General features: G+C 66.7%; 19 protein-coding genes. 14 read left to right on the top strand and 5 right to left on the bottom strand.

Annotation, left to right across the window (positions count from 1 at the left end; all coding sequences use genetic code 11):
* The first annotated feature begins 61 nt into the window (after nt 1-61).
* From JHC81_RS04710 to JHC81_RS04695, 4 genes are all read left to right on the top strand, one after another.
* Entirely contained in the window at nt 62-994 is a 933-nt protein-coding gene (locus JHC81_RS04710; RefSeq protein WP_292171308.1) for an alpha-E domain-containing protein, read from the top strand.
* Nucleotides 995-1,003: 9 nt separating this feature from the next.
* Nucleotides 1,004-1,828, top strand: a complete 825-nt coding sequence (locus JHC81_RS04705) for a transglutaminase family protein (protein WP_292171306.1) — start codon at nt 1,004-1,006, stop codon at nt 1,826-1,828.
* An 85-nt stretch (nt 1,829-1,913) separates the two neighbouring features.
* Entirely contained in the window at nt 1,914-2,660 is a 747-nt protein-coding gene (locus tag JHC81_RS04700; RefSeq protein ID WP_292171303.1) for a peptidase, read from the top strand.
* Nucleotides 2,661-2,796: 136 nt separating this feature from the next.
* The gene (locus JHC81_RS04695) at nt 2,797-4,923 is read left to right on the top strand and encodes a malate synthase G (protein ID WP_292171312.1); all 2,127 of its coding nucleotides are present in this window, start codon (nt 2,797-2,799) and stop codon (nt 4,921-4,923) included.
* 63 nt (nt 4,924-4,986) lie between these two features.
* Here JHC81_RS04695 and JHC81_RS04690 read toward each other — a convergent pair whose 3' ends face one another.
* Entirely contained in the window at nt 4,987-6,351 is a 1,365-nt protein-coding gene (locus tag JHC81_RS04690) for an HlyD family type I secretion periplasmic adaptor subunit (RefSeq protein ID WP_292171301.1), read from the bottom strand.
* Nucleotides 6,348-8,150, bottom strand: coding sequence for a type I secretion system permease/ATPase (locus JHC81_RS04685; protein ID WP_292171299.1), 1,803 nt, complete (start codon nt 8,148-8,150; stop codon nt 6,348-6,350). Before JHC81_RS04685 ends, JHC81_RS04690 begins: the two co-directional genes overlap by 4 nt.
* Nucleotides 8,151-8,351: 201 nt before the next feature.
* Here JHC81_RS04685 and JHC81_RS04680 point away from each other — a divergent pair, with 201 nt between their 5' ends.
* The 4 genes from JHC81_RS04680 (at nt 8,352) to JHC81_RS04665 (ending at nt 11,519) form a co-directional block, all read left to right on the top strand.
* Nucleotides 8,352-8,681: a helix-turn-helix transcriptional regulator gene (locus tag JHC81_RS04680; RefSeq protein WP_292171297.1), complete on the top strand. Its 330-nt coding sequence runs from the start codon at nt 8,352-8,354 to the stop codon at nt 8,679-8,681.
* 25 nt (nt 8,682-8,706) lie between these two features.
* Nucleotides 8,707-9,837 (top strand): hypothetical protein, encoded by a 1,131-nt coding sequence (locus JHC81_RS04675; RefSeq protein WP_292171294.1) that lies wholly within the window; start codon nt 8,707-8,709, stop codon nt 9,835-9,837.
* A gap of 64 nt (nt 9,838-9,901) precedes the next feature.
* Nucleotides 9,902-11,008, top strand: coding sequence for an Ada metal-binding domain-containing protein (locus JHC81_RS04670; protein WP_292171291.1), 1,107 nt, complete (start codon nt 9,902-9,904; stop codon nt 11,006-11,008).
* Nucleotides 10,989-11,519 carry a methylated-DNA--[protein]-cysteine S-methyltransferase gene (locus tag JHC81_RS04665; RefSeq protein WP_292171288.1) on the top strand — a complete coding sequence of 177 codons (531 nt, stop codon included), beginning with the start codon at nt 10,989-10,991 and terminating at the stop codon, nt 11,517-11,519. The genes JHC81_RS04670 and JHC81_RS04665 overlap by 20 nt, the downstream gene beginning before the upstream one ends.
* A gap of 897 nt (nt 11,520-12,416) precedes the next feature.
* Here the strand turns inward: JHC81_RS04665 and JHC81_RS04660 are convergent.
* Nucleotides 12,417-13,004, bottom strand: a complete 588-nt coding sequence (locus tag JHC81_RS04660; protein ID WP_292171285.1) for a hypothetical protein — start codon at nt 13,002-13,004, stop codon at nt 12,417-12,419.
* A 181-nt stretch (nt 13,005-13,185) separates the two neighbouring features.
* Here JHC81_RS04660 and nadA point away from each other — a divergent pair, with 181 nt between their 5' ends.
* The 4 genes from nadA to nadC all read left to right on the top strand — a co-directional run bounded on the left by nadA (nt 13,186) and on the right by nadC (nt 17,567).
* A complete protein-coding gene (gene nadA / locus JHC81_RS04655; protein ID WP_292171283.1) occupies nt 13,186-14,265 on the top strand; it encodes a quinolinate synthase NadA in 1,080 nt (359 codons plus the stop codon).
* A 67-nt stretch (nt 14,266-14,332) separates the two neighbouring features.
* Nucleotides 14,333-15,187: a site-2 protease family protein gene (locus JHC81_RS04650; protein WP_292171281.1), complete on the top strand. Its 855-nt coding sequence runs from the start codon at nt 14,333-14,335 to the stop codon at nt 15,185-15,187.
* Nucleotides 15,184-16,695: an L-aspartate oxidase gene (locus JHC81_RS04645; protein WP_292171280.1), complete on the top strand. Its 1,512-nt coding sequence runs from the start codon at nt 15,184-15,186 to the stop codon at nt 16,693-16,695. The genes JHC81_RS04650 and JHC81_RS04645 overlap by 4 nt, the downstream gene beginning before the upstream one ends.
* 2 nt (nt 16,696-16,697) lie before the next feature.
* Nucleotides 16,698-17,567, top strand: coding sequence for a carboxylating nicotinate-nucleotide diphosphorylase (nadC, locus tag JHC81_RS04640; protein WP_292171278.1), 870 nt, complete (start codon nt 16,698-16,700; stop codon nt 17,565-17,567).
* A 6-nt stretch (nt 17,568-17,573) separates the two neighbouring features.
* Here the strand turns inward: nadC and JHC81_RS04635 are convergent, their stop codons facing one another.
* A complete protein-coding gene (locus JHC81_RS04635) occupies nt 17,574-18,590 on the bottom strand; it encodes a cell wall hydrolase (RefSeq protein WP_292171276.1) in 1,017 nt (338 codons plus the stop codon).
* A 505-nt stretch (nt 18,591-19,095) separates the two neighbouring features.
* Between JHC81_RS04635 and JHC81_RS04630 the strand changes: the two genes are divergently transcribed.
* Nucleotides 19,096-19,281 (top strand): hypothetical protein, encoded by a 186-nt coding sequence (locus tag JHC81_RS04630; RefSeq protein ID WP_292171275.1) that lies wholly within the window; start codon nt 19,096-19,098, stop codon nt 19,279-19,281.
* A gap of 153 nt (nt 19,282-19,434) precedes the next feature.
* Nucleotides 19,435-19,794, top strand: a complete 360-nt coding sequence (locus JHC81_RS04625) for a DUF6481 family protein (RefSeq protein WP_292171273.1) — start codon at nt 19,435-19,437, stop codon at nt 19,792-19,794.
* 6 nt (nt 19,795-19,800) lie between these two features.
* On the opposite strand, the gene JHC81_RS04620 is transcribed toward JHC81_RS04625, so the two are convergent.
* Entirely contained in the window at nt 19,801-22,203 is a 2,403-nt protein-coding gene (locus tag JHC81_RS04620; protein ID WP_292171271.1) for a PAS domain S-box protein, read from the bottom strand.
* Between the last annotated feature and the right edge of the window lie 81 nt (nt 22,204-22,284).

Here is a 22,284-nt window from a genome sequence, read left to right as displayed (position 1 = left end):
CGCTGGTGGTCAACTCCAGCCAGGGCGGCGGAACCAAGGACACCTGGGTGCTGGACGTCTGATGCTCTCGAGAACCGCAGACAGCCTGTACTGGACCGGCCGCTATATCGAGCGGGCGGACTTTCTCGCCCGCATTCTGGAGGCCACGCTGCGCCTCGCCGCCATTCCAACGCGCGGCGATGGCGACGCCGAAACCGTTTGGGCCAGCGCGCTGGCCTCTGCCGGAGCGCCCAAGGCGCTGGGCCGTTCGCCGACCGAAAAGTCGGTGCGGGAGTTCCTGGCGTTTTCGACGCTGAACTCGTCCTCCATCACCTCCTGCATCACCCGCGCGCGCACCAATGCGCGTTCGGTCCGCACGGCCCTGACGGTTGAGCTGTGGGAGGCGATCAACGGGGCCTGGAACGGTCTGGCCGACCAGGGCCAGCCGACGCGCCGCGACGACTTCGTGCATTTTCTGGAATGGGTGAAGACCGTCACCCTGTCGGTCGAGGGCGCGACCAGTCGCACCATGCTGCGCGGCGACGCCTACTACTTCCTGCGGCTGGGCGCGGCGATCGAGCGGGCCGACAACACCGCCCGTCTGCTGGACGTCAAATACCACCTGCTGCTGCCCGAAGGCGAACGGGTCGGTGGCCAGCTCGACTATTTCCAGTGGACTACCCTGCTGCGGGAGGTCTCGGCCCTGACGGCCTATCGCTGGGTCTATCGCGACTCGGTCAAGCCGTGGCTGGTGGCCGACCTGCTGGTGCTGAACCGCCAGATGCCGCGGTCGCTCGCCAGCTGCCAGGCCTCGATCGTCCGCTATCTGGAGCGGCTGTCATCCGACTATGGCCGTCGCGGCCCGGCCCAGCGGCTGGCGCAGGAGCGGATGCGCGCCTTCGACGGGGCCAATATCGACGCCATTTTCCAGTCCGGCCTGCACGAATACATCCAGTCGTTCCTGTACGAGAACGGCCGACTGGGTCAGGCCATCACCGACCAGTATCTGAGCTGATCCAGACCCATGCGTATCCGGATCGACCACTCCACCACCTATTCCTACGACCGCGCCGCGCGGTTCATCATCCAGACGCTGCGCCTGACACCGCGCACGTCCGAGAGCCAGACCGTGCGCGGCTGGCGGATCGAGACCGACGTGGACGCCCGCCTGCGTCAGTCCGAGGACGCCTTCGGCAACATCGTCCACGCCCTCTATACCGAACAGCCGACCAGCAGCCTGACGGTGCGGGTGACGGGCGAGGTGACCACGGTCGATACCGCCGGCGTCGTGCGCGCGGGCCATGAGCAGCTGTCGCCCATCGTCTACTTACGCGACACGCCCCTGACCAAGCCGGACAAGCTGATCGCGGTCTTCGCCTCCGAATTCAAGGCGCACCCGCCGCTGGAGCGGATGCACCGTCTGATGGCCGCCATCCATGGCTCGGTCGCCTTCGAAGTCGGGGTGACCACGCCAACCCACACAGCCGCCCAGGTTCTGGCCCTGGGGCGCGGCGTCTGTCAGGATCATGCCCACGTCTTCGTCTCCGCCGCGCGTTCGATGGGGGTGCCGGCGCGCTATGTCTCCGGCCACTTCCTGCGCCGCGACCGCGAGGATCAGGAGGCCGCCCATGCCTGGGCCGAGGCCTGGATCGAGGGTTTCGGCTGGGTCGGCTTTGATCCCGCCAACGGCGTCTGTCCGACCGACCGCTATGTGCGCGTGGCCGTGGGTCTGGACTATCTGGGGGCCGCCCCCGTGCGCGGCACCAGCTATGGCGGACGCGGCGAAAAACTGGCGGTGCAGCTGACCGTGCGTGATGCCGACATGCAACAGGGCCAGCAGCAGGCATAGGCTATCGCGTGACAGGGGGATGACGGTCGCGCGAATCGGCTAGTGTCACTCAGCCGACTTTGGGGCGTCGCAGGACGGGGATCCGGTGACTTATTGCGTAGGCATGCTGGTCGAAGAAGGCCTGGCGATGATCGCCGACACCCGCACCAATGCCGGTGTGGACAACATTTCGTCCTACAAGAAGCTGCACGTCGTCAATCAGCCGGGCGAGCGGGTGCTGGGCGTCTGCACCGCCGGCAATCTGTCGGTCACCCAGACGGCGCTGGCCATGGTGCGCGACGGGGTCAATCTGCATGTCGGAGAACCGCTCGAGACGCTGGAGACAGCGCCCAGCCTGTTTCGCTGCGCCCAGCTTCTGGGCCACGCCCTGCGCGAAACCCGCATGTCCATCGCCCCGGCCATGGAGGCCGACAGCCTGAACACCTCCGCCTCCATGCTGTTGGGCGGCCAGATCGCGGGCGGCGAGATGGGGCTGTATCTGATCTACAGCCAGGGCAATTTCATCGAGTGTGGCCTGGACACCCCTTTTCTGCAGATCGGCGAGCTGAAATACGGCAAGCCCATTCTGCAAAGCGGCCTGTCATCCGACACGCCCCTGGCCACGGCGGTCAAGCTGGGCCTGATCTCCTTTTCGACGACCATGCGATGCAATGTCGGGGTCGGTTCGCCCTTCGACATGCTGACCCTGCGGCGGGGCTATCTGAGCGGGGACGAGCGGCGGATCGACAAGGATGACGCCTATTTCACCGACCTGCACGAACAGTGGACGCGCGCCCAGACGGCAGCGCGCCGCTCCATGCCCGAACCGCCCTGGATGACAGGTCAGGTCTAGCCGCTCAGGCTGGCTGTCACGCCGTATTGCTCGAACTTCTGACAGCCGGGGGCTTTCGCAGGCGCAAAAATCCGCTCGACTTCCGCAGGGTCATCACGGAATGTTACAGGCTCGGATCGGAGAGCCTGCCATGCCCATGACGTCACGCGCTGGATTGCAGGTCGACGACGCCCTGACCGCCTTCATCGAGGGCGAAGTGCTCCCCGGCCTGGGCATCGAGGCCGAAGGCTTCTGGTCCGGCGTGGCTGATCTGTTCGGCTGGGCAGCACCCGAGAATCGGCGACTGCTCGCCGTGCGCGACGCCCTGCAGCAGCGCATCGATGATTGGAACCGCGAGCGGCGCGGGCAGCCGTACGATGTCGCAGCCTCGCGCGCATTTCTGACCGACATCGGCTATCTGGTGCCGGAGCCGGAAGCCTTCACCGTCGATCCGCAGAATGTCGATGCCGAGGTGGCGACCCTGGCCGGGCCACAGTTGGTGGTGCCGATCCTGAACGCGCGCTTCGTCCTCAATGCCGCCAATGCGCGGTGGGGCAGTCTGTATGATGCGCTCTATGGCACCGATGCCCTGGGCGATACGCCGCCCGCAGGCCCTTATGATGCGGCGCGGGGCGCACGGGTCGTGGCCCGGGCGAAAGCCTTCCTTGATGAGGCCGTGCCGCTGGCCGAAGGCCGCTGGGCCGATCTGACCGATCCGCACCAGGGCATCGCGATCCGCCACCCGGAACAATATGTCGGTCACAGCGAACGGGGCCGCCTGTTCCGCCACAACGGCCTGCATATCGAGGTGGTGTTCGACCCGACCCATCCGATCGGCGCGACCGATCTGGCGGGCATCGCCGATGTCATCCTGGAATCCGCCCTGTCGACCATCGTGGATCTGGAGGACTCAGTCGCGGCCGTCGACGCCGCCGACAAGGTCGCGGCCTATCGCAACTGGCTGGGCCTGATGAAGGGCGATCTGGTCGAGACCTTCGACAAGGGCGGTCGGTCGATGACGCGGGCGCTGAACCCAGACCGCGTCTTCACGGCACCGGACGGCTCGACCGTGACCCTGCCGGGCCGGGCCCTGCTGTTCGTACGCAACGTCGGCCATCTGATGTCGACGCCGGCGGTGCGTCTGGCCGATGGCAGCGAGGCTCCCGAGGGCGTGCTGGACGCCATCGTCACCAGCCTGATCGCCCTGCACGATCTGAAGGGGCAGGGGGCGTTCCGCAACAGCCGGGCCGGCTCGATCTATATTGTCAAACCCAAGATGCATGGGCCGGAGGAGGCCGCCTTCACCGACCGGCTGTTCGATGCAGTCGAGGATTTGATCGGCGTCCCGCGCCACACGATCAAGGTCGGGGTGATGGACGAGGAGCGTCGCACCTCCGCCAATCTGGCCGCCTGCATCCATGCGGTGAAGGACCGGATCGTCTTCATCAACACGGGCTTTCTGGACCGGACGGGCGACGAGATACACACCGCCATGCAGTACGGCCCGGTGGTGCGAAAGGGTGACATCAAGTCCGCCGCCTGGATCGCGGCCTATGAGGCGCGCAATGTCGCCATCGGCCTGAAGCACGGGCTGTCCGGACGCGCCCAGATCGGCAAGGGCATGTGGGCGGCGCCCGACCGCATGGCCGACATGCTGGACCAGAAGGCGGCGCATCCCAGGACAGGGGCCAATACCGCCTGGGTGCCGTCACCCACGGCCGCGACCCTGCATGCCCTTCATTATCATCAGACGGATGTGTTCGCCCTGCGTGAGGAGATCGCGACCCGTCAGACGCCCGACCTGGACCTGCTGCTGACGCCGCCGCTGGCTGAGGGCCGGAACTGGTCGGAGGCCGAGGTCACCGAGGAACTGGACAACAATGCCCAGGGCCTGCTTGGCTATGTCGTGCGCTGGATCGACCAGGGTGTCGGCTGTTCCAAGGTGCCCGATATCCACGACATTGGCCTGATGGAGGACCGCGCGACGCTGCGGATTTCGTCCCAGCACATGGCGAACTGGCTGTTGCACGGCGTGTGCACGCGCGATCAGGTCGAGGCGGCGCTGCTGCGCATGGCGGCCAAGGTCGATGCACAGAATGCGGGCGACCCACTCTACCGCCCGATGGCCGCCAACCCCGACGCCGGCCTGGCTTTCCAGGCCGCGCGCGCCCTGGTGTTTGAAGGCGTCAATCAGCCGAACGGCTATACGGAGCCGCTGCTGCATGCCTATCGGCTTAAGGCGAAGGAAGTGGGAGGCAGCGGGCAACAGGCAACGGGCAACTGAGGGCAGGGTGCATCATCGACGAGAGTTCAACCCTGCTGTCTGCTGCCTACTGCCCGTTGCCTCCTATTCGCTGCCCGACCGCCACAGATTGTTGGTCAGCGGCTCGATCAGATAGGCCAGAGCGGTGCGCTTGCGCAGCAGAACGACCACCTCCACCGGGGCTCCGGGCCGGATCGTTTCGGCGGCCCGGCCCAGTTTGGCCAGCTCCTCGGCCGGCACGACGATCTCGACGCGAAAGAAGCTGGCACCGGTCTGTTCGACCGTGAAGCTGTCGGCTGAAATGCGCGTCACCCTGCCATAGATGATCGGCGGATTGCTCTCGCGCAGACCGGGGAATTTCACCTCGGTCTGTTGCCCAGGCCTCAGGTTATCGACGTCGTTGGGGCTGATCTGGGCCACGATGACTTGCGACGCCTCGCTTGGCACGACCTCCATCAGGGTCTGGCCGGGCTGGATCACCCCGCCTTCGGTAAAGATGGTCAGGCCCACGATCTGGCCCGACGCCGGAGCGCGGACCTCGCTGCGGGCGATCTGCGCGCGCAGTTCGGTCAGGCGCGGACGGAGCTCGTTCAGTTGCACGTCGATCAGACGAAACTGCTCGGCCACGTCTTCGCCCAGCTTGGTTGACACGCCGGACATCTCCAGACGCGCCTGGCCGATGGCTTCACGCGACTGGGCGACCTGCGCTCGCAAGGCCCCCTGCTGGCCCTCCAGCTCCGATGCCGCGCGCTCAAGGGCGCGAACCCGGGTTTGCGGTGCATAACCCTGCGCTGCCAGGCTGCGCATGCCGGTCAGCTCTTCCTGGATCAGGCGCTGCTGCTCGATGTTGGCGGCGATCTGGCGCTGGTAGCCGATGATCTGTTCGTTCAGCTGATTGACCCTCTGGCCCAGAACCCCGGTCTCGGTCGAACGGCCGGTGCGGCGGGCGTTGAACTGCGCCTGCTGGATACGCAGCGATTCCTGGGCGAGCGCCGCGTCGTCGGCATCGAGGCCCGCGAACTCCTGCGGCGTCGGGATGGCCGCCAGCCCGTCGCGCTCCGCGACAAGCCGTGCCCGTTGGGCCAGCAGGGCATAGACCTGACCGGCCACGCCGCGCTCTGTCGCTGTCAGTTCGCCGGTGCCGACGCGCAACAGGACCTGCCCCTGACGGACGGTGTCGCCCTCCTCGACCAGCAAGGCGCTGACCACGCCGCCGTCGCGATGCTGGACCGCCTGGCGATTGCCGGACACGGCGACCGACCCTTGCGCAAACGCGCCCTGGTCCAGTGGCGCGAAGGCGGCCCAGCCCAGAAAGATCACGAAGAAGGCCACGATGATCGCTCCGCCGATCATCAGCTCGCGACGCGGCGCGTCGGTGACGGCCATCGGCTCCGTCGCAACCGGTTGCGACGGTGGTGCGGCGGTGGCTTCGGGCGAGACCTGGGTCATGACGGTCGCGGTCCGGGACGCGGTTGCTGCAGCTGTTGCGTCTGGGCGGTCGGCTGCTGCGGCTGGCTGGCCGGTGGGGTCGGACGACCGGCATCGGCCCGCATCTTCGCCAGCACTTCCTCGCGGGGGCCTTCCTGCTGGACCATGCCGTCCCGCATGACCAGCAGGCGATCGACGCGGGCCAGCACACCCGCCCTATGCGCGATCACGACCACGGCGGCCCCGCGCGCGGCCGCGCCCAGTATCGCCTGCATCAAAGCGGACTCGCCTTCCTGGTCGAGGTTGGAGTTCGGCTCATCCAGAACCAGAAGGACGGGCTCGCCATACAGGGCGCGGGCCAGGGCCACCCGTTGCGCCTGACCGGCCGACAGCCCCTGGCCAAAGGGGCCCAGCACCGTGTCATACCCCTTGGGCAGGCGCAGGATCAGCTCATGCGCCCCCGCCGCCATCGCCGCCTTCACCGCGCCCGCATCGGCCACCTCGGGCGCGACGCCCGTTGCCGTGGCAAAGCGCGATATGTTGTCCTTGATCGAGCCCGCGAACAGGCTGGGCACCTGGGGCAGATAGCCGATGTGTTGGGCCAGATCGTCGCCCTCGCGCGCATCGTACTCGGCCCCGTCCAGGCGGATGGCCCCGGCCTGGGGCTTGAAGGCCCCGGCGACGACGCGCGCCAGGGTGGTCTTGCCTGAGCCGCTGGCCCCGACGATGCCCAGGGTCTGGCCGGGTTGCAAAGCGAACGACACCGCCCGCAGCTGTGGCGTTTCGGTGTCGGGAAATTTCACTGTGATACCCTCGACCTGCAGCCGGCCGCGCGGGGCGGGCAGGGCGGTTCGTTCCCGCTCGACGCCCGCCGTATTGGAGAACAGATCGGTCAGGGTCTTCCAGCTGGCCACACCCTGCACCAGGCTGGGCCAGACGCCGACCAGCAGTTCGATCGGCGCCACGGCCCGGCTCAGCAGGACCGAGGCGGCGATGATCGAGCCGGGTGTAATGTCCCCCTTGATGGCCAGATAGGCGGCCAGGCCCAAGGCCGCCGATTGCATCACAAGCCGCAGGAATTTGATCCCCCCCGAATAGCGTCCACCGGCCAGCTGGGCATCGGCCTGGGCGGCGGTGGCGTGCTGGCGCTGATGGATCTGACGGGCGATGGAGGATTGCCGCATGCCCAGTGCGCGCACCACCTCGGACTGGCCGGCGATGCTTTCCTGGGCGGAATAGGCGTGGTTCTGGGACTGGATGGCCTTGTTCAGCCGCGGTCGGGTGTCCCGCTCGTTCAGCCAGGCCAGGATGAACAAGATGATGCCCCCGACCAGCGTCAACACCCCGATCAGCGGGTGCAGCAGGAAGCAGCAGGCCAGATAGATCGGCGTCCACGGCGCATCGAACAGGGCCAGCATGCCCTGACCGCCGATGGCCCCGCGCACGGTGTCGAACTCGCGCAGGGCATGGGTGTTCGGCGTCTTGGACTGCAGGTCCATGACCCGGGACAGCACCTTGCCCGACAGCATCCGGTCCAGCCGCAGGCCGGCTCTCAGCATCAGCCGACCGCGCAGCCAGTCCAGTCCCGACAGGGCCGCGAGCGCAAACAGGGCGACGACCGTGATCAGTACCAGGGTGGTCAGCCCGCCGGTCGGCACCACCCGGTCATAGACCTGCATCATGTACAGGGTGGGGGTCAAATACAGCAGATTGACCAAGGCCGAGAACACCGCCGCCCAGACAAAATGGGTCCGGCACGCCTTCAGCGCCTCGGCCAGGGGCTCCGTGCCCGGTTTGCTGGGAAGCAGGTTCTTGAACACGAGGGCGGGTGTCGTCCTGAGCGAATGGTCAAACATTTTAGCGCGTAGCGACGATCACGGATAGCCGCGCACCGGTCAGCAACGAAGCACCGTCGCTCATGGATGCGCGACGCCGCCCCGAAGCCCCATTTGACATCCTCATACAGTGTGTGGCACATACTGTACGCCACACACTATGTGGCGTAGCTGGGTAGCTCTGCGATGCCGGACGGCACCGACATTTTCGAAACCATGCGGCTGGAGCTACGACGCGGTTCTCTGGTTCTGGCCGTGCTGGCCTGCCTGCGGACCGAGCGCTACGGCTACAGCCTGCGTCAGGCGCTGGCGGCGGATGGGCTGGAGATGGAGGAGAGTACTCTCTACCCCCTGCTGCGCCGGCTGGAGAGCCAGGGTTTGCTGGATAGCGAGTGGCGCGAGGAGGAGAAGCGAAAGAAGCGCTTCTATCGCCTGTCGCCGCAGGGCGTGACCCTGCTGGCCTCGCTGACGGACGAATGGCGGGGCATCAACGCCTCGCTCGACAAGATTCTCTGACATTTCCGATCTGGAGGGGACCGAGATGGACCTGATCGACCACTATCTGAACGCCGTCGCCGCCCAACTGCCGCAAGGCGAACGGGACGACATCGTCGCCGAGCTGCGCGATCTGATCCTGAGCCGGTTCGAGGCCAAGGAGGAGGAATTGGGTCGCGCCCTGACCGACGCGGAGCGCGAGGCGATCCTGCGCGAAATCGGTCATCCCCTGGTGGTCGCCGGTCGCTATCGCAAGGGTGCGCAATCCCTGATCGGGCCCGAACTGTTTCCCTGGTGGCTGTTCGCGGTCAAGGCGGGCCTGATGCTGATGGTGGCGATCCAGGTCATCGTAGCGGTCATCCACATTGTGACCGCCAGCAGCGATGTGGGGCAGGCCATCAGCCAGGCCATTAACGGCGTGATCGAGGGCGGGCTGTTCATCATCGGCGCGGCCACCGTCGCCGGCGCCCTGTTCGAACACTATGGCTACAGGCCCGGATTCATGACGAGCTGGCGGGTCAAGGACCTGCCGGTGTATAATCTGTCGGATCCCGACCGCTGGAGCGAGACGCTGCAGGGCCGGACAGGCCAGGCGACATCCGGACAAGCCGCGCGGTCGTCCAGCGGCGTGTGGCGCGCCCAATCGCTGAAAGGACGCTGGCCCGGTGGCGAGGCCGTGTTCAGCATCATCGCCTTGCTGTTTTTCATGTCCTGGTGGAGCGGCCTCTGGTCCGTGTCGGGTCTGGACTCGATCGCGATCACGGATGGGCGGGCCCAGGTTTTCGCCTCCCCCATCTGGCAGGCGAACTTCGTGCCGATCATGCTTCTGGCCATCGGCCAGTTGTGGATCGAGACGATCCGCCTGTTCCGGCCACAGTGGGTCCGGTTCCGCGCGGGTCTGGAGGTCATCGCGTCGGGTGTGGCCCTGGCCATCGTCTGGACCATCTTCCAGTACGGCCACTGGTTCACGCTGACGGAGAAGGGCGCGTCCGTGCGCATCGCCGGCGACTGGGCGCTGCTCGACTTCGATCGCCTGCGGGCCATGAGCGACAGCGCGCGCGATCTGATCGGTGCCGGCAGCACTTTGTCGCTGATCCTGACCTGGGTCGGGGTGGCGGTGATGATCTCGCTGGTGTTCTCGATCGGACGCCACCTGTGGCGGGTGGTCCGGGGCTAAGGGCCTCCACCGCCATGTCCGAAAACCGCGAGACATTCGAACGGTCGGATTGCATTCTGGCGGCATGGACAACGTCGTCGCCCCTCTGGATCAGGACGCCTGCTATCGCGCGGTGTTGACGCGCGATGCGCGGTTCGACGGGCGGTTCTTCAGCTGCGTAAAGACGACTGGCATCTACTGCCGTCCGGTCTGTCCGGCCCGCACACCGCGGCGTGAGAACATGACCTTCGTCGCCAGCGCGGCGGCGGCAGAGGAGGCGGGATTTCGGGCCTGTTTGCGCTGTCGGCCCGAGACGGCCCCCGACATGGGGGCCTGGCGCGGCACCTCCAATACTGTCAGCCGGGCCCTGGCCCTGATCGAGGCGGGCGCGCTGGACGACGGTGATCTGGAGCAACTGGCCGGGCGGCTGGGCGTCGGTGAACGCCATCTGCGCCGCCTGTTTCGACAGCATCTGGGGGCCGCCCCGGTCAGCGTGGCCCAGACCCGGCGCGTGCTGCTGGCCAAGGCCCTGATCCATCAGACGGACCTGACGATGGCCGAGGTGGCACTGGGCTCGGGCTTCGGCAGTGTGCGCCGGTTCAATGAGACGTTCCAGGCCCTGTACGATCGTCCGCCCTCCAGCCTGCGCCGTCATGGTGCGCGGCCGCGCGATGACGGCATTCGGCTGAGCCTGCCCTATCGGCCACCCTATGACTGGAGGACAATGCTGACGGTCTTGCGGACGCGGGGCGACACGGTCGAAGGCGAGCGCTGGTCGCGACGGCTAACTCAGGCGACCGACGGTGCCGAGGGGCAGGTTTCGGTCCGGCCTCTCGAACCTGATCGCGTCGAGGTGCGTCTTGCGGTCAGCGATCTACGGGCCGTGCCCGGGATTCTGGCCCGCGTGCGTCGCGTCTTCGACCTGTCGGCCGACCCGGAGGCGATCGGCCGCGACCTCTCACGCGATCCGGTTCTGGCACCATTGGTTCAGCAGCGACCGGGCCTGCGCCTGCCGGGCCAGTGGATCGACGACGCCATCGACCCGCCCAGCGACCGTCTGCACGACGAGACCCTGCGAACGCGCGCCGGGACCTGGCGACCCTGGCGGGCTTATGGCGCGCTACACCTGAACATGGCCGGCTTGGCCGCTGCCGATCTGTTGGAGAGTGACGATGCCAAAGACGCCGCCTGAAAGGCTGACACTCATCCTTGACCGCATCGACACACCGGTCGGACAGGTCCTGCTGGTCACCGATGCGGACGGGGTCGTGCGAGCGCTCGATTTCCATGATTTCGAGCCGCGTATGCGGCGGCTCCTGGCTCGGCACTGCGGAGCCTTCGAACTGGTGGAACGCAAGGCACCTGCTGAGGTTCGCGATGCCGTCCTGAGTTATTTCAGCGGCGAGGCCAGAGCTTTGGACCAGGTGAAGACACGCACGGCTGGCACGGCGTTTCAGCGTGCCGTCTGGTCTGCCTTGCGGGCAATTCCTCCAGGCCAGACCCGCACCTATGCCCAGATCGCTCAGACCGTGGGCTCACCCCGCGCCGTGCGGGCGACCGGCATGGCCAACGGCCAGAACCCCATCGCCCTGATCGTGCCTTGCCATCGGGTCATAGGCGCGAACGGGACATTGACCGGCTATGCGGGCGGCGTTGAGCGCAAACGCTGGTTGCTGGCGCATGAGTGCACGATACTGCCTTGAGCCTTGACGGCGTTCTGCCCCGGGCATCAACTTGACCTCATCACGAGGGGGCTGAGCATGAAGATCACTGGTGCAACTTTTCTGGTCAGCCTCGCCTTGGCCGTTACGCCTGCATGGGCCGGTTCTGACGATGATTGGGAACTGGCGCATGATCCCAGTCAGGAACTGACGATGGCCGCTGTACGATACGAGGGTGGACAGGCCATTGTTGCGCAGTGTCAGCGCGGACGTCTGGTCGTCATGATCACGGGTCTGCCGCCACACGAAGACTTGTTACGGCTGACGGCGAAGCGGGCGGATGGTCGCTCGGCGACGCAGATATGGGCCCCTGTAGCTGGGCCCGGGGCGTTTCGCAGCGCTTCACCGGCAAGAGAGGCCCGCTTCATGCGTGGCGGCGGGGCGTATTCCGTCCGCTCCGCCACTGAGGCTGGCGCAACCGTGCTCGCGACATTCGATCTGCCTGCTCAATCAGCGAATCTAGACCGAGTGCTCACGGACTGCGGTTGGGCGCTGGAAGATGACCGTGATTTGCTTGAGGAAGCCGACGTAACGCTTGATTCTCCCAACGCCCGAAGCGAACGCCCTACGTACCGCCTGCCGTCGGTCCCAGAGCGCGAGGTCAGCTGCGTGGTCCGAGAAATGCGGTTCCAAGATTGCAGAGCAGACCATCCCCCGTCGCAACGAACGTCGAATACGAGGTCCTTGATACGTGCGGTTCAGGGGGAGCGCGCCTATGTGCCCCTTGGCGCGGATCCCCAATCGGCAGAGGGGAAGGTCTTTCGCATCATTGCCAGCAACCAACTCCTCGTAGTCGTCAGCCGCTAACAGTTCAGTAAGCGTCTCGTCGCCTCACGTGATGGCTGCGGGCTCTGCGACCGGAATGTGATCGCAACTTTTTCAGGACCGATTGACGAACACGGTGACGAAGGTGTTCCAGGCCGTGTTCCATTCCGCCTTCTGATCGGCCCCCGTTCCAGTCGCGACGCACAGTTCGGTGTTCTGTGCCGTCGGTGCTCGGGTGCAATCCCAGCCCGGCAAAGCCCCGGAGTGGCCGATCAGGGCGACGCTGACGATGCGGTCGCTCACGATACCGGTCAGGACCTCCAGCCGACCACCGCCGTTCGGATCGCGTGGCCAGACGCAGTAGCGGTCGAAGGGCAACTCCGGACCCTCTGAGTCCGGGCCAAGGTCCGCACAATCATCCGGGCCATAGAGGAACGCGGACAGGCGTGCCCCTTCACCCGATGTCACAGACAATCCCTGCGGCGCAGCAGCCAGCGCCCGGATCAGTTCCGGCACAGCCTTGGCCGGAGCTTGCGGTGCGACCGGGGTGCCGGAGGCGGAGGCGGCTGCTGGCGCATCCACGACCTCGACTGCAACTGGCGCGCTTGGCGCATTTTTCGAGGGTGGAGGCGAGCAGGCCGTGGTCGCCAAGGCCGCTACAGAGACCAGCAGAAGGTCGAGGGGTCGCAGGGGACGGCGCATGACAAGTTTCCAGAGCACTGATTGCCGGTACGCTAACCGACGTATTCCGAAGCCCGCAACCGATCAAAGCTGACGATTGCTGCATGCAGCATCGTCCACAAATCTCTTGATTCCCGCCGCGCCAGGCCTACATTGCTCCTGCTTATGCTAAATATGAGCATAAGCCCGCGAGGAGGCGGATATGGCGGACGGTATGTTTGGGTTGTCGGACGAACTTGCGCGCGAGACCGCGCCCGTCTGGGCCAAGGTCAAGGACCATGTCACGCCGATGGAGTGGCCCGCACAGGCTGCCCTGATCCACGAGATCAACCAGCTGAAGCGCGAGCGGGACGCCGTCATCCTGGCCCACAACTATATGACGCCCGAGATTTTCCACGGTGTCGGCGACTATGTCGGCGACAGCCTGGGCCTGGCCAAGGAGGCGGCGCGCTCGACGGCGAAGATCATCGTCCAGGCCGGCGTGCACTTCATGGCCGAGACGTCCAAGATTCTGTCGCCGGACAAGACAGTGCTGATCCCCGACCTGCGCGCGGGTTGTTCGCTGGCGGCGTCGATCACGGGGGCGGATGTGCGGCTGATCAAGCAGCGCTATCCCGGCCTGCCGGTCGTCACCTATGTGAACACCACCGCCGATGTGAAGGCCGAGACCGACATCTGCTGCACCAGTGCTAATGCCGTTCAGGTGGTTGAGTGGGCGGCGAAGGAATGGGGCGTCGACCGCGTTATCCTGATCCCCGACGAATTCCTCGCGCGCAATGTAGCGGCCCAGACGACCGTCGGCATCATCGCCTGGCAGGGGCGGTGCGAGGTGCACGAGCGGTTCACCGCCGCCGACATCGCCGAGATGCGCGCCGCCTATCCCAATGCTGAAATCCTGGCCCATCCGGAATGCCCGGAAGAAGTGCTGTCGGCTGCTGACTTCGCCGGCTCGACCGCCGCCATGACCGACTATGTCATGCAGCGTCAGCCCAAGCAGGTCGTGCTGATCACCGAATGCTCCATGGCGTCCAACATCAAGGGCGACGTGCCCGGCGTGGACTTCATCGGCCCGTGCAACATGTGCCCGCACATGAAGCGCATCACGCTGGAAAACATCCGCGACTGCTTGGTCAATCTGCAGTTCGAGGTGACGGTGCCCGAGGACATGGCCGAGCGCGCGCGCCTGGCGGTGCAGCGGATGGTCGATCTGCCGCCGCCGGTGGTGCCCGCCCGCTACGACCTGTTCAAGGCGCGTCACCATGTGGCGGTGGAGCTGATCTGATGGGGCGGGTGAGGCCGATCGTCAGGAGCGGCTTGCGGTCGGTACGCGCTAGGGCCAGTTCGCAGCCATGACCGACACCAACACCCCCCGCCCGCGCGGCCCCTGGGACCCGCGCCCTGACGAGCCGAAAGCCGTCGAAACGCCCGCGCCCGCTGCGCGCGGCACCGTCGAAGCCCCGCTGGACAAGGGCCAGCACCCGGCCTGGGCGTTGATCTCGACCCTGCTGTTGGGTGGTTTCATCTGGTGGGTCAGCGGCAGCTGGGTCGTGGCTCTGGCGGCGATCTTTGGCCTGTTCGTCCACGAATACGGGCATGTGCTGGCCATGAACGCCGTCGGCATGGGCCCGGCCCGCATCTACATCATTCCCTTCCTTGGCGGCCTGGCCAAGGGTCAGCGGATGCCGGTCAGTGAATGGCACGGCGTGCTGGTGTCGCTGGCGGGTCCGGCCTTCGGCCTGTTCGCCGCCATTCCGTTTTTCGCCCTCTATCTGACCGTCGGCGGTAGCGAATGGCTGCTGGCGGCGACGGTGATCGCGGCGATCAATCTGGTCAATCTGGCCCCAGCTCCGCCGCTGGACGGCTCCAAGGCCATCGGACCGGTGCTGGCGCGCATCCATCCGATGCTCGAACGGGTCGCGATGATCGCAGTGGGTGCTCTGGTCGTCTACTGGGGCTTTGTGACGGGCCGCTGGATCCTGGCCGCCTTCCTCGCTATCGCCCTGTACGGCCACCTGCGTCGCGGAGCCTGGCGTCCGGAGGGCCGTCAGCTGACGGTCAAGGAAGCGGTCATGAGCGTCGGCCTGTTTATTGCCACCGGCGTGGCCTGTGCCGCTGTGGGGGTCGCGGCGCTTATGCCTCTTGCCGAAGGCTCGCTGCCTGAGGCCCTGCGCATCGCCGGGGCCTATCTGGGCATCCGCAGTTGAGCCGCATCCATCACGACGGGCCTCTGGTCATTGGCGGAGGTCTGGCGGGCCTATCCGTTGCGCTTGAGGCCGGGCCGCGACCGGTTCTGGTGGTCACGCCCGCGCCTCTGCTTCAGGCCTCGTCCTCGGCATGGGCCCAGGGCGGAATGGCGGCCGCCCTGTCGTTCAGCGATACGCCCGTGCTTCACGCCGCCGATACCCATGTGGCCGGGGCCGGTCTGGTCGAGCCCGAGGCCGTGCGCCTGCTGACCGAGGACGGCCGCGCCACCGTCGAATGGCTGGCCGCGCTGGGGGCCCCCTTCGACCGCGACGCCAACGGAGACTTCGCCGTCAGTCTGGAAGCAGCGCACTCCAAGGCGCGGGTCGCTCGCGTCGGGGGCGACGGCGCAGGGCGGGCCATCCTGTCAGCCCTCGTGACATCCGTTCGCGCCGCGCCGCATGTGACGGTGTCGGAGGACGCCCGCCTGCGCGGCCTGATCCAGGATGCGACCGGACGTGTGCGCGGGGCCCTGATCGAGCGGGCCGGGGGGCGGCTGATTGAGGTTCTGGCCCCAGCTGTCGTGCTGGCCACCGGCGGGGCAGGGGGGCTGTTCGCCCGCACCACCACGCCCGCCGCCCTGCTGGGCGAAGGTCTGGCTCTGGCCTGGCGGGCGGGGGCGGAGATCGTCGATCCGGAGTTCGTCCAGTTCCACCCGACCGCCATGGACGTCGGCCTGGATCCCATGCCGCTGGCGACAGAGGCCTTGCGCGGCGAGGGCGCGCGCCTGATCGACCGGCATGGCGACTACCTGCTGGGGCCAGAGCCTGATGCCGACCTGAAACCCCGGGATATCGTCGCCCGCGCCGTCCATCTGGCCGTGAGCGAAGGACGCGGCGCGTTTCTGGATGCGCGCGCGGCCATCGGTGCGCATTTCTCTACGGCCTTCCCGGCCGTCTTCGCGGCCTGCATGCGGGCCGGTATTGACCCGCGCGAGAGCCCCATCCCGGTCGCCCCGGCGGCGCATTACCACATGGGCGGGATCGCGGCGGGTGCGGATGGGCATACGACGCTGCCAGGACTCTATGCGGTCGGCGAGTGCGCCTCGACCGGCGTGCATGGTGCGAACCGGCTGGCGTCCAACTCCCTGCTGGAAGCCGCCTCCTTTGGGCGCAGGACCGGACGTGCGGCGGCGGCAGAAACATTGCGCGACGGTCCCGTGATCGTACCGCCTGCGCCTTCGGACCTGTCACCCGAGGCGCTGGTCACCCTTCGTGAGGTGATGAGCGCCGATGTCGGCGTGGTGCGCGATGCGGCGGGTCTGGCCCGAGCGATCGCCGCGATCTCCCTGCTGGAACAGACGACGCCTGACGCCCTGCCGCTGCTGACGGCCCGGCTGATCGCGGCCTCGGCTCTGGCTCGGCATGAAAGCCGCGGCGGGCATTACCGCTCGGACTTTCCCGACACCCTTCCCGAACCCGTGCACACCCGGCTGGTCAAACCGGCCGAGGTGCCGATGGCGGCTGAATGACCATGATCCGGACCCTTCCCGACCTGTTGATCGAATCGATCGTCCGCATGGCCCTGGCCGAGGATCTGGGCCGCGCGGGAGACGTCACGGCTATGGCCTGCATCCCCGAGGGCGCGCGCATGCGGGCCGATTTCGTGGCGCGAAAGCCGGGCGTGGTGGCGGGTCTGGCCTGCGTCCGCCTGGCCGTTCTGGCGATGGACCTCAAGGCTACGATCACGTTGAAACTATCGGACGGCGACGCCTTCGAGCCCGGTGCCGTTCTGGCCGAGGTCGAGGCTGATGCCCGCGCCTTCCTGTCGGCAGAGCGGACGGCGCTGAACCTGCTAAGCCGTCTGTGCGGCATCGCCACCCTGACCAGCCGCTACGTCGAGGCGGTCGCGGGGACGAAGGCGCGTATCGCCGATACGCGCAAGACCACGCCCGGCCTGCGCGCGCTGGAGAAGCATGCGGTGCTCTGCGGCGGCGGGGTCAATCACCGCTTCGGTCTGGATGACGCCATCCTGATCAAGGACAACCACGTCGTCGTCTGTGGCGGTGTGGTGCCCGCCGTACAGTCGGCGCGCGCCTCGGTCGGTCACCTGATGAAGGTCGAGATCGAGGTGGACGGGCTGGATCAGCTGGATCAGCTGCTTGCTCTGATCGATCAGGGCAACGGCCCGGATGTGATCATGCTGGACAACTTCGACCTGCCCATGCTGCGAGAGGCGGTACAGCGCGTCGCAGGGCGGGTGACGCTTGAGGCGTCGGGCGGCGTGAATTTGCAAACAGTGCGCGCCATTGCTGAGACGGGCGTCGACGTGATCTCGGTCGGGGCCTTGACCCATTCCGCGCCATCGCTGGACATTGGTCTGGACGCCCGCATCGCGTCCTGAGGTCTATCAGGCGGTCGGCGAGACCACGACCGAGACGGCTTCAGCCGCAGCAGGAGCCGTCTTCGGCGCTGCCGGTGTCGCATCGGAGGCGACGACGTCGGTATACGCCACGGGGCCGTCGTTGACGTCCGCTGCCGTGTTCAAACTGGCCTGGACGACGCGCGGTGCGGTGTCCGATGCCGTCGAGGAGCGACCGGCATAGGCAAAGGCTGCGCGCGACCCGGCCCGGCCGCTGAACCGATAAAACAGATGGTCACCGACCTGGGCCACGCGCACCAGCGAGTTGCGCCAGTTGGGGTTTACCGCGGTCGTGTGGAAGTGGGTGGCATTGCCGACGGTGCCGAACACCTGACCGGACAGGGCAGCCGAGGCGATGGTGCGGGCGCGATCCCAGGCGGCGGCGTTGCGGCGACCGAGAACATGGCGGTTGCAAGTAAAGCTGAACTGGCAGCCTGAGCTGCGGTTCGAGCCCTGATAGACCACCCCGCAGACGCTCTTGGGATAGGATGGGTGACGCACGCGGTTCAGGACCACCTGGGCCACGGCGCGCATGCCGTCACGACCCTCGCCGCGCGCTTCGTAATAAACGGCCTCGGTCAGGCAATCGAGATCGCGCGACGCCTCCAGCGCGCCGCCGAGGCGGAAGGGTTGCGCGGGCGCATTGCCCGTCAGGCTGACACGGCGCAGGCCCGATCTGGCCTGGCTGGCGCGAAGCTGTTCCAGACGCGCGGTCAGAAGTTCGGCCTGACGATCCCGCTGGTCGGCACCGGCGACTAGATAGGGATCGTGACGTCGTGCGATAGTCAGGGCGCTTTCGTCGAGGCCCGTCGCCGCAGCCAGGGCCTCCTCGGTAAAGCCCGCTGCCGTGGCCCCCTGGATTCGCTCGGCCTGGGCGCGAACCGTCGTCGCCTTGGCGGCCGAGCCTGCGACATAGGCTCCGCCAATGGCTACGCTGACCAGCACGCCAAACGCCATGACGGCCGTGCCGGGCTTGATCCGGGCTTTGCGGTCGGCAAGTGACATCACGCGCTGGAGCGACGGGTTCGACAAAGGCTCTAGTCCATTCGACAGGGCGCAATGCCGCCCCCGGGTAGTCTCGCCGCCGTGCGTTTCGCGATGGCCCGACAAGGGCGTGCGCCGCAGCAGCTGCAACCATATCGACGGTCGGTGAATGCCCGTTTCGTCGAGGACGCGCCTTAAGCCAGCCGTTTATGGCCTCAATGTGTTTGATTCGCAAGATTTGTGTGCGGCGCAACATCGCGGTACCCGTTTTGCGTACCCACTGGCGCGGCCACAGGAAATGGAGGGGCTACCGCCAAGTGATGGTGTCCATTACTGTATTCTAAAACGTCGAGACTACATAGTTCGTGTCGAAAGCCGCCCGGGCATATTGGACCGTACCGTATCTATTGTTATCGCCGGCTTCGCGAACTTCAAGACGGGACGAGCTTGCGATGCCGTTGGATCGCGCCGGAACTCGTGGCGGGGCATGGCGTTCCGGCTTGACCATATCGCTGGAGGATAGCTGATGAAACGCCTTGCCTTGACCCTTGCTCTTGCCACCGTAGCCGTCAGTGCCGCCGCCTGCGGCACGACTATCGAGCAAAAGGCTGCCACGGGTGCCGTCGCCGGTGCCGTCGTGGGTGGTCCCGTCGGTGCCGCTGTCGGTGGTGCGGCGGGTGCCGCAGTCGGCCAGGCCGAAAAGCCACGCTGAACACACAACCGGGGTTGGCTGCAGCAGACATGGCTGCGGCCAACCTTGATTTTTGAGGCCATATGGTCTTTAGGCCACCCGCTGGGCTGAGCGCCGCTCGCCTGTTGCGCCACGCGCATCCGGATACGATCAGGGATATCGACGACTCCACGCATGAGAGATTTGAAACAGACCGGCTTCAACGACCGCATCACGGCCCAGCAGGAGGCCAAGAAGGCCCTGCTGGCCCGGTTCAAGCCCAAGCCCGCCGCGCCGGACCCCGAGTTCGACAAGCTGCAGGCCAAGCGCGAGGCCGAGAAAGAAGCCATCCGCCAGCAGCATGAACTGGCCAAGGCCGAGGCCCGCCGCGAAAAGGCCGAGAAGGAAGCCGCCCGACTGGCCGCCGAGATGGCTGCGCAGGAAGCCGTCGATGCCGAAAAGCGCGCGGCCCGCAAGGAGCGCAAGCAACTGACCAAGGAAGAGCAGAAGGCCGCTCGCGACGCCCGCTACGCCGCCCGCAAGGCGCGTCGCTAGGTCACTTCAGGACTGGGTGGTGTCGTCGGACCCACCCAGGATCGCCGCCAAGGCCTCACCCGAATAGGGTTTGCGCAGGAACGGCCAGGGCGCGTCCTTCAGCGCCTCATCCACATCGTCCCCGGCATAGCCTGAGGTCAGCACGACCTTCATGGCCGGATAGTCCCGTGCGACCTGCTGTGCCAGTTCGATCCCCGTCATGCCGCCCGGCATGACGATGTCGCTCAGCATCACGTCGAAGGCCTCGTCAGCCAGAAGTTCCAGCGCCCGTGGCGCGGTCTCGGCCGTCTGCACCTCGAACCCCGTGTCCTGCAGCAACTCCAGAGCCACGGCCGCGACGCTGGCGTCGTCTTCGACCAGCAACAGCCGACGGTTCGATACGCTGGTGGTAGCCGCGACCGTCTCAGGCTCCGCTATGGCCATCCCCTCGGCCAGGGGGGGCAGATAGAGCTTGATCTGGGTACCCCGGCCGGGTTTCGACCGGATCCTCACCGCCCCCCCGCTCTGACGCGCAAAGCCGTAGACCTGGCTGAGGCCCAGCCCCGTCCCCTTGCCGACGGCCTTGGTGGTGAAGAAGGGTTCGAACACCCGGGCCATGACGTCGGCATCCATGCCCGAGCCATTGTCCGATACGGTCACGCAGACATACTGTCCCGCCGGCAGGTCGATGACATCCCCCGTCTGCACCTCGCAGCTTTGCGTCTGGATGCCGATACGACCGCCGTCCTTCACGGCGTGACGGGCGTTGACCACCAAATTGAGCAGCGCCGCCTCGAACTGGGCGACATCGACGTTCACCGCCGCCCCCCCGCGACGCAGCCGCAGTCTTAACTCGACCGCCTCGCCCACGGCGCGTTTCAGAAGCGGCTCGCCCTCCAGAATATGCGCATTCAGATCCACGGGCTGAGGCCTGAGCGTCTGGCGGCGCGAAAAGGCCAGCAACTGGTGGGTCAGGCCCTCGCCCCGGCGGGCCGCGGCCAGGGCGGCCTCGCCCAGCTTCTTGCGCTTGGCCGCATCGTCCGGGGACCGCAGGATGATATCCAACGCCCCGATCACGACGGTCAGCAGATTGTTAAAATCGTGCGCGACGCCCCCGGTCAGACGTCCGATGGCCTCCATCCGCTGGGCATGCATCAGATCCGCCTCGGCCCGCGCCTTTTCGGCCAAGGCCTGATTGACCCGGTCTTCCAGCAATTCATTGATGCGCTTCAGGTCGTCCCCGGCTTGCCGCGCATCGGTAACGTCGAAGGCCACACCCACGAAACCGATGACCTCGCCGCCGGCGCTCAGACGCGGGCGCGAGAAGGACCGCAGCCAACGATAGGCCCCATCGGCCCGGCGATATCGCGCCTCCATGGCGAACGGGCGTCCTGTGGCCTCGCCAGCGATGGATTGTTCCAGGATCATCGCCTGATCCTCCGGGTGGATCATGTCGCGCCAGTCGCCGGTGCGGGCATCCTCGTAGCTGCCGCCATGATAGGCGACGTAGGCCTGGTTGACGAAGGCGCGCGTCCGATCCTGCGCCGTCACCCAGATCAGGACGGGAGCCGTGTCGGCGATGTCGCGGAACCGGCTCTCACTCTCGCGCAGAGCCGCCTCGGCACATTTGGCGGCTGTGATGTCGACCAGCACCGCCACGAACCCGATCACCTCGCCAGATGCGCTGGTCAGAGCTCGCAGGCTTGTGAAGGCCCAAACGACGGTCCCGTCCGGGTGAATGTAGCGTTTCTCGACATGGCCCTCGCCTCCGGCCAGCGCGGCCTCGAGCGCATCCTGTGTCGGCGCGATGTCGTCGGGATGGGTGACGTCGCTGGTCTTGATGCCGACGATCTGATCTGACGTTCGGCCTATGATCTGCGCAAAACGGGCATTGCCCGAAACGACCCGGCCATCCAGTCCGACGCGGGCGATGCCGGCGGCGGCCTGATCGACCATGGCATGCAGCTGCGACTCGGTTTCCGTGGCCCGGCTTTCGCTGGCCTTCAGTTCCACGACCGACGCGTCCAGCCGTTTGACGATCTTGCGAAACGCCGAGGCGACGATGGCGGCGAACAGGCCGACGATGATGAAGTTGATCGTCGTCACGCGGGCCAGTTGATCGATCATGCCCGGACCGAACAGGGCGACATCCAGCACCAGCCAGCCGCCTACCAGGCTTGTGGCGACCGCTGTCAGCCCCGCGACCCGTCCAGCCGCCAGGGCGGCCACGATCACGCCGGGCAGCAGGATCATGAAGCCGGGGACGTCGCCATAGAGGATCGACAACGTCTGCCTGACCGCCAGCATGACGGCGGCGCAAACCACGCCGATCAGGACCGACTGCCACCAGGCCAGCGCTGGCAGGCGCGCCAGGCGGGTCACGCCGGCGTCGATATCGAATGCGCGACCGAAAGGCTTGCGGCTGGCCATTATCCCCCTGGATGCCTCCTGGAGAGACAGCGTCGCAACGTATTGGACCGGATCGCGTTCCTGCAAGCGCGGCGGTTGCGG

This window comes from Brevundimonas sp. (genome assembly GCF_016463295.1).
GTDB lineage: Bacteria > Pseudomonadota > Alphaproteobacteria > Caulobacterales > Caulobacteraceae > Brevundimonas.
The sequence above is the reverse complement of the archived record's forward strand: the minus strand, read 5'-3'. Positions and strand labels throughout refer to the sequence as shown.

Coding starts and splice junctions, on each gene's coding strand:
- JHC81_RS04710 (WP_292171308.1), top strand. CDS start 62: ATGCTCTCGAGAACCGCAGACAGCCTGTACTGGACCGGCCGCTATATC.
- JHC81_RS04705 (WP_292171306.1), top strand. CDS start 1,004: ATGCGTATCCGGATCGACCACTCCACCACCTATTCCTACGACCGCGCC.
- JHC81_RS04695 (WP_292171312.1), top strand. CDS start 2,797: ATGACGTCACGCGCTGGATTGCAGGTCGACGACGCCCTGACCGCCTTC.
- JHC81_RS04690 (WP_292171301.1), bottom strand. CDS start 6,351: ATGACCCAGGTCTCGCCCGAAGCCACCGCCGCACCACCGTCGCAACCG.
- JHC81_RS04680 (WP_292171297.1), top strand. CDS start 8,352: ATGCCGGACGGCACCGACATTTTCGAAACCATGCGGCTGGAGCTACGA.
- JHC81_RS04675 (WP_292171294.1), top strand. CDS start 8,707: ATGGACCTGATCGACCACTATCTGAACGCCGTCGCCGCCCAACTGCCG.
- JHC81_RS04670 (WP_292171291.1), top strand. CDS start 9,902: ATGGACAACGTCGTCGCCCCTCTGGATCAGGACGCCTGCTATCGCGCG.
- JHC81_RS04665 (WP_292171288.1), top strand. CDS start 10,989: ATGCCAAAGACGCCGCCTGAAAGGCTGACACTCATCCTTGACCGCATC.
- JHC81_RS04660 (WP_292171285.1), bottom strand. CDS start 13,004: ATGCGCCGTCCCCTGCGACCCCTCGACCTTCTGCTGGTCTCTGTAGCG.
- nadA (WP_292171283.1), top strand. CDS start 13,186: ATGGCGGACGGTATGTTTGGGTTGTCGGACGAACTTGCGCGCGAGACC.
- JHC81_RS04650 (WP_292171281.1), top strand. CDS start 14,333: ATGACCGACACCAACACCCCCCGCCCGCGCGGCCCCTGGGACCCGCGC.
- nadC (WP_292171278.1), top strand. CDS start 16,698: ATGATCCGGACCCTTCCCGACCTGTTGATCGAATCGATCGTCCGCATG.
- JHC81_RS04635 (WP_292171276.1), bottom strand. CDS start 18,590: ATGTCACTTGCCGACCGCAAAGCCCGGATCAAGCCCGGCACGGCCGTC.
- JHC81_RS04630 (WP_292171275.1), top strand. CDS start 19,096: ATGAAACGCCTTGCCTTGACCCTTGCTCTTGCCACCGTAGCCGTCAGT.
- JHC81_RS04625 (WP_292171273.1), top strand. CDS start 19,435: ATGAGAGATTTGAAACAGACCGGCTTCAACGACCGCATCACGGCCCAG.
- JHC81_RS04620 (WP_292171271.1), bottom strand. CDS start 22,203: ATGGCCAGCCGCAAGCCTTTCGGTCGCGCATTCGATATCGACGCCGGC.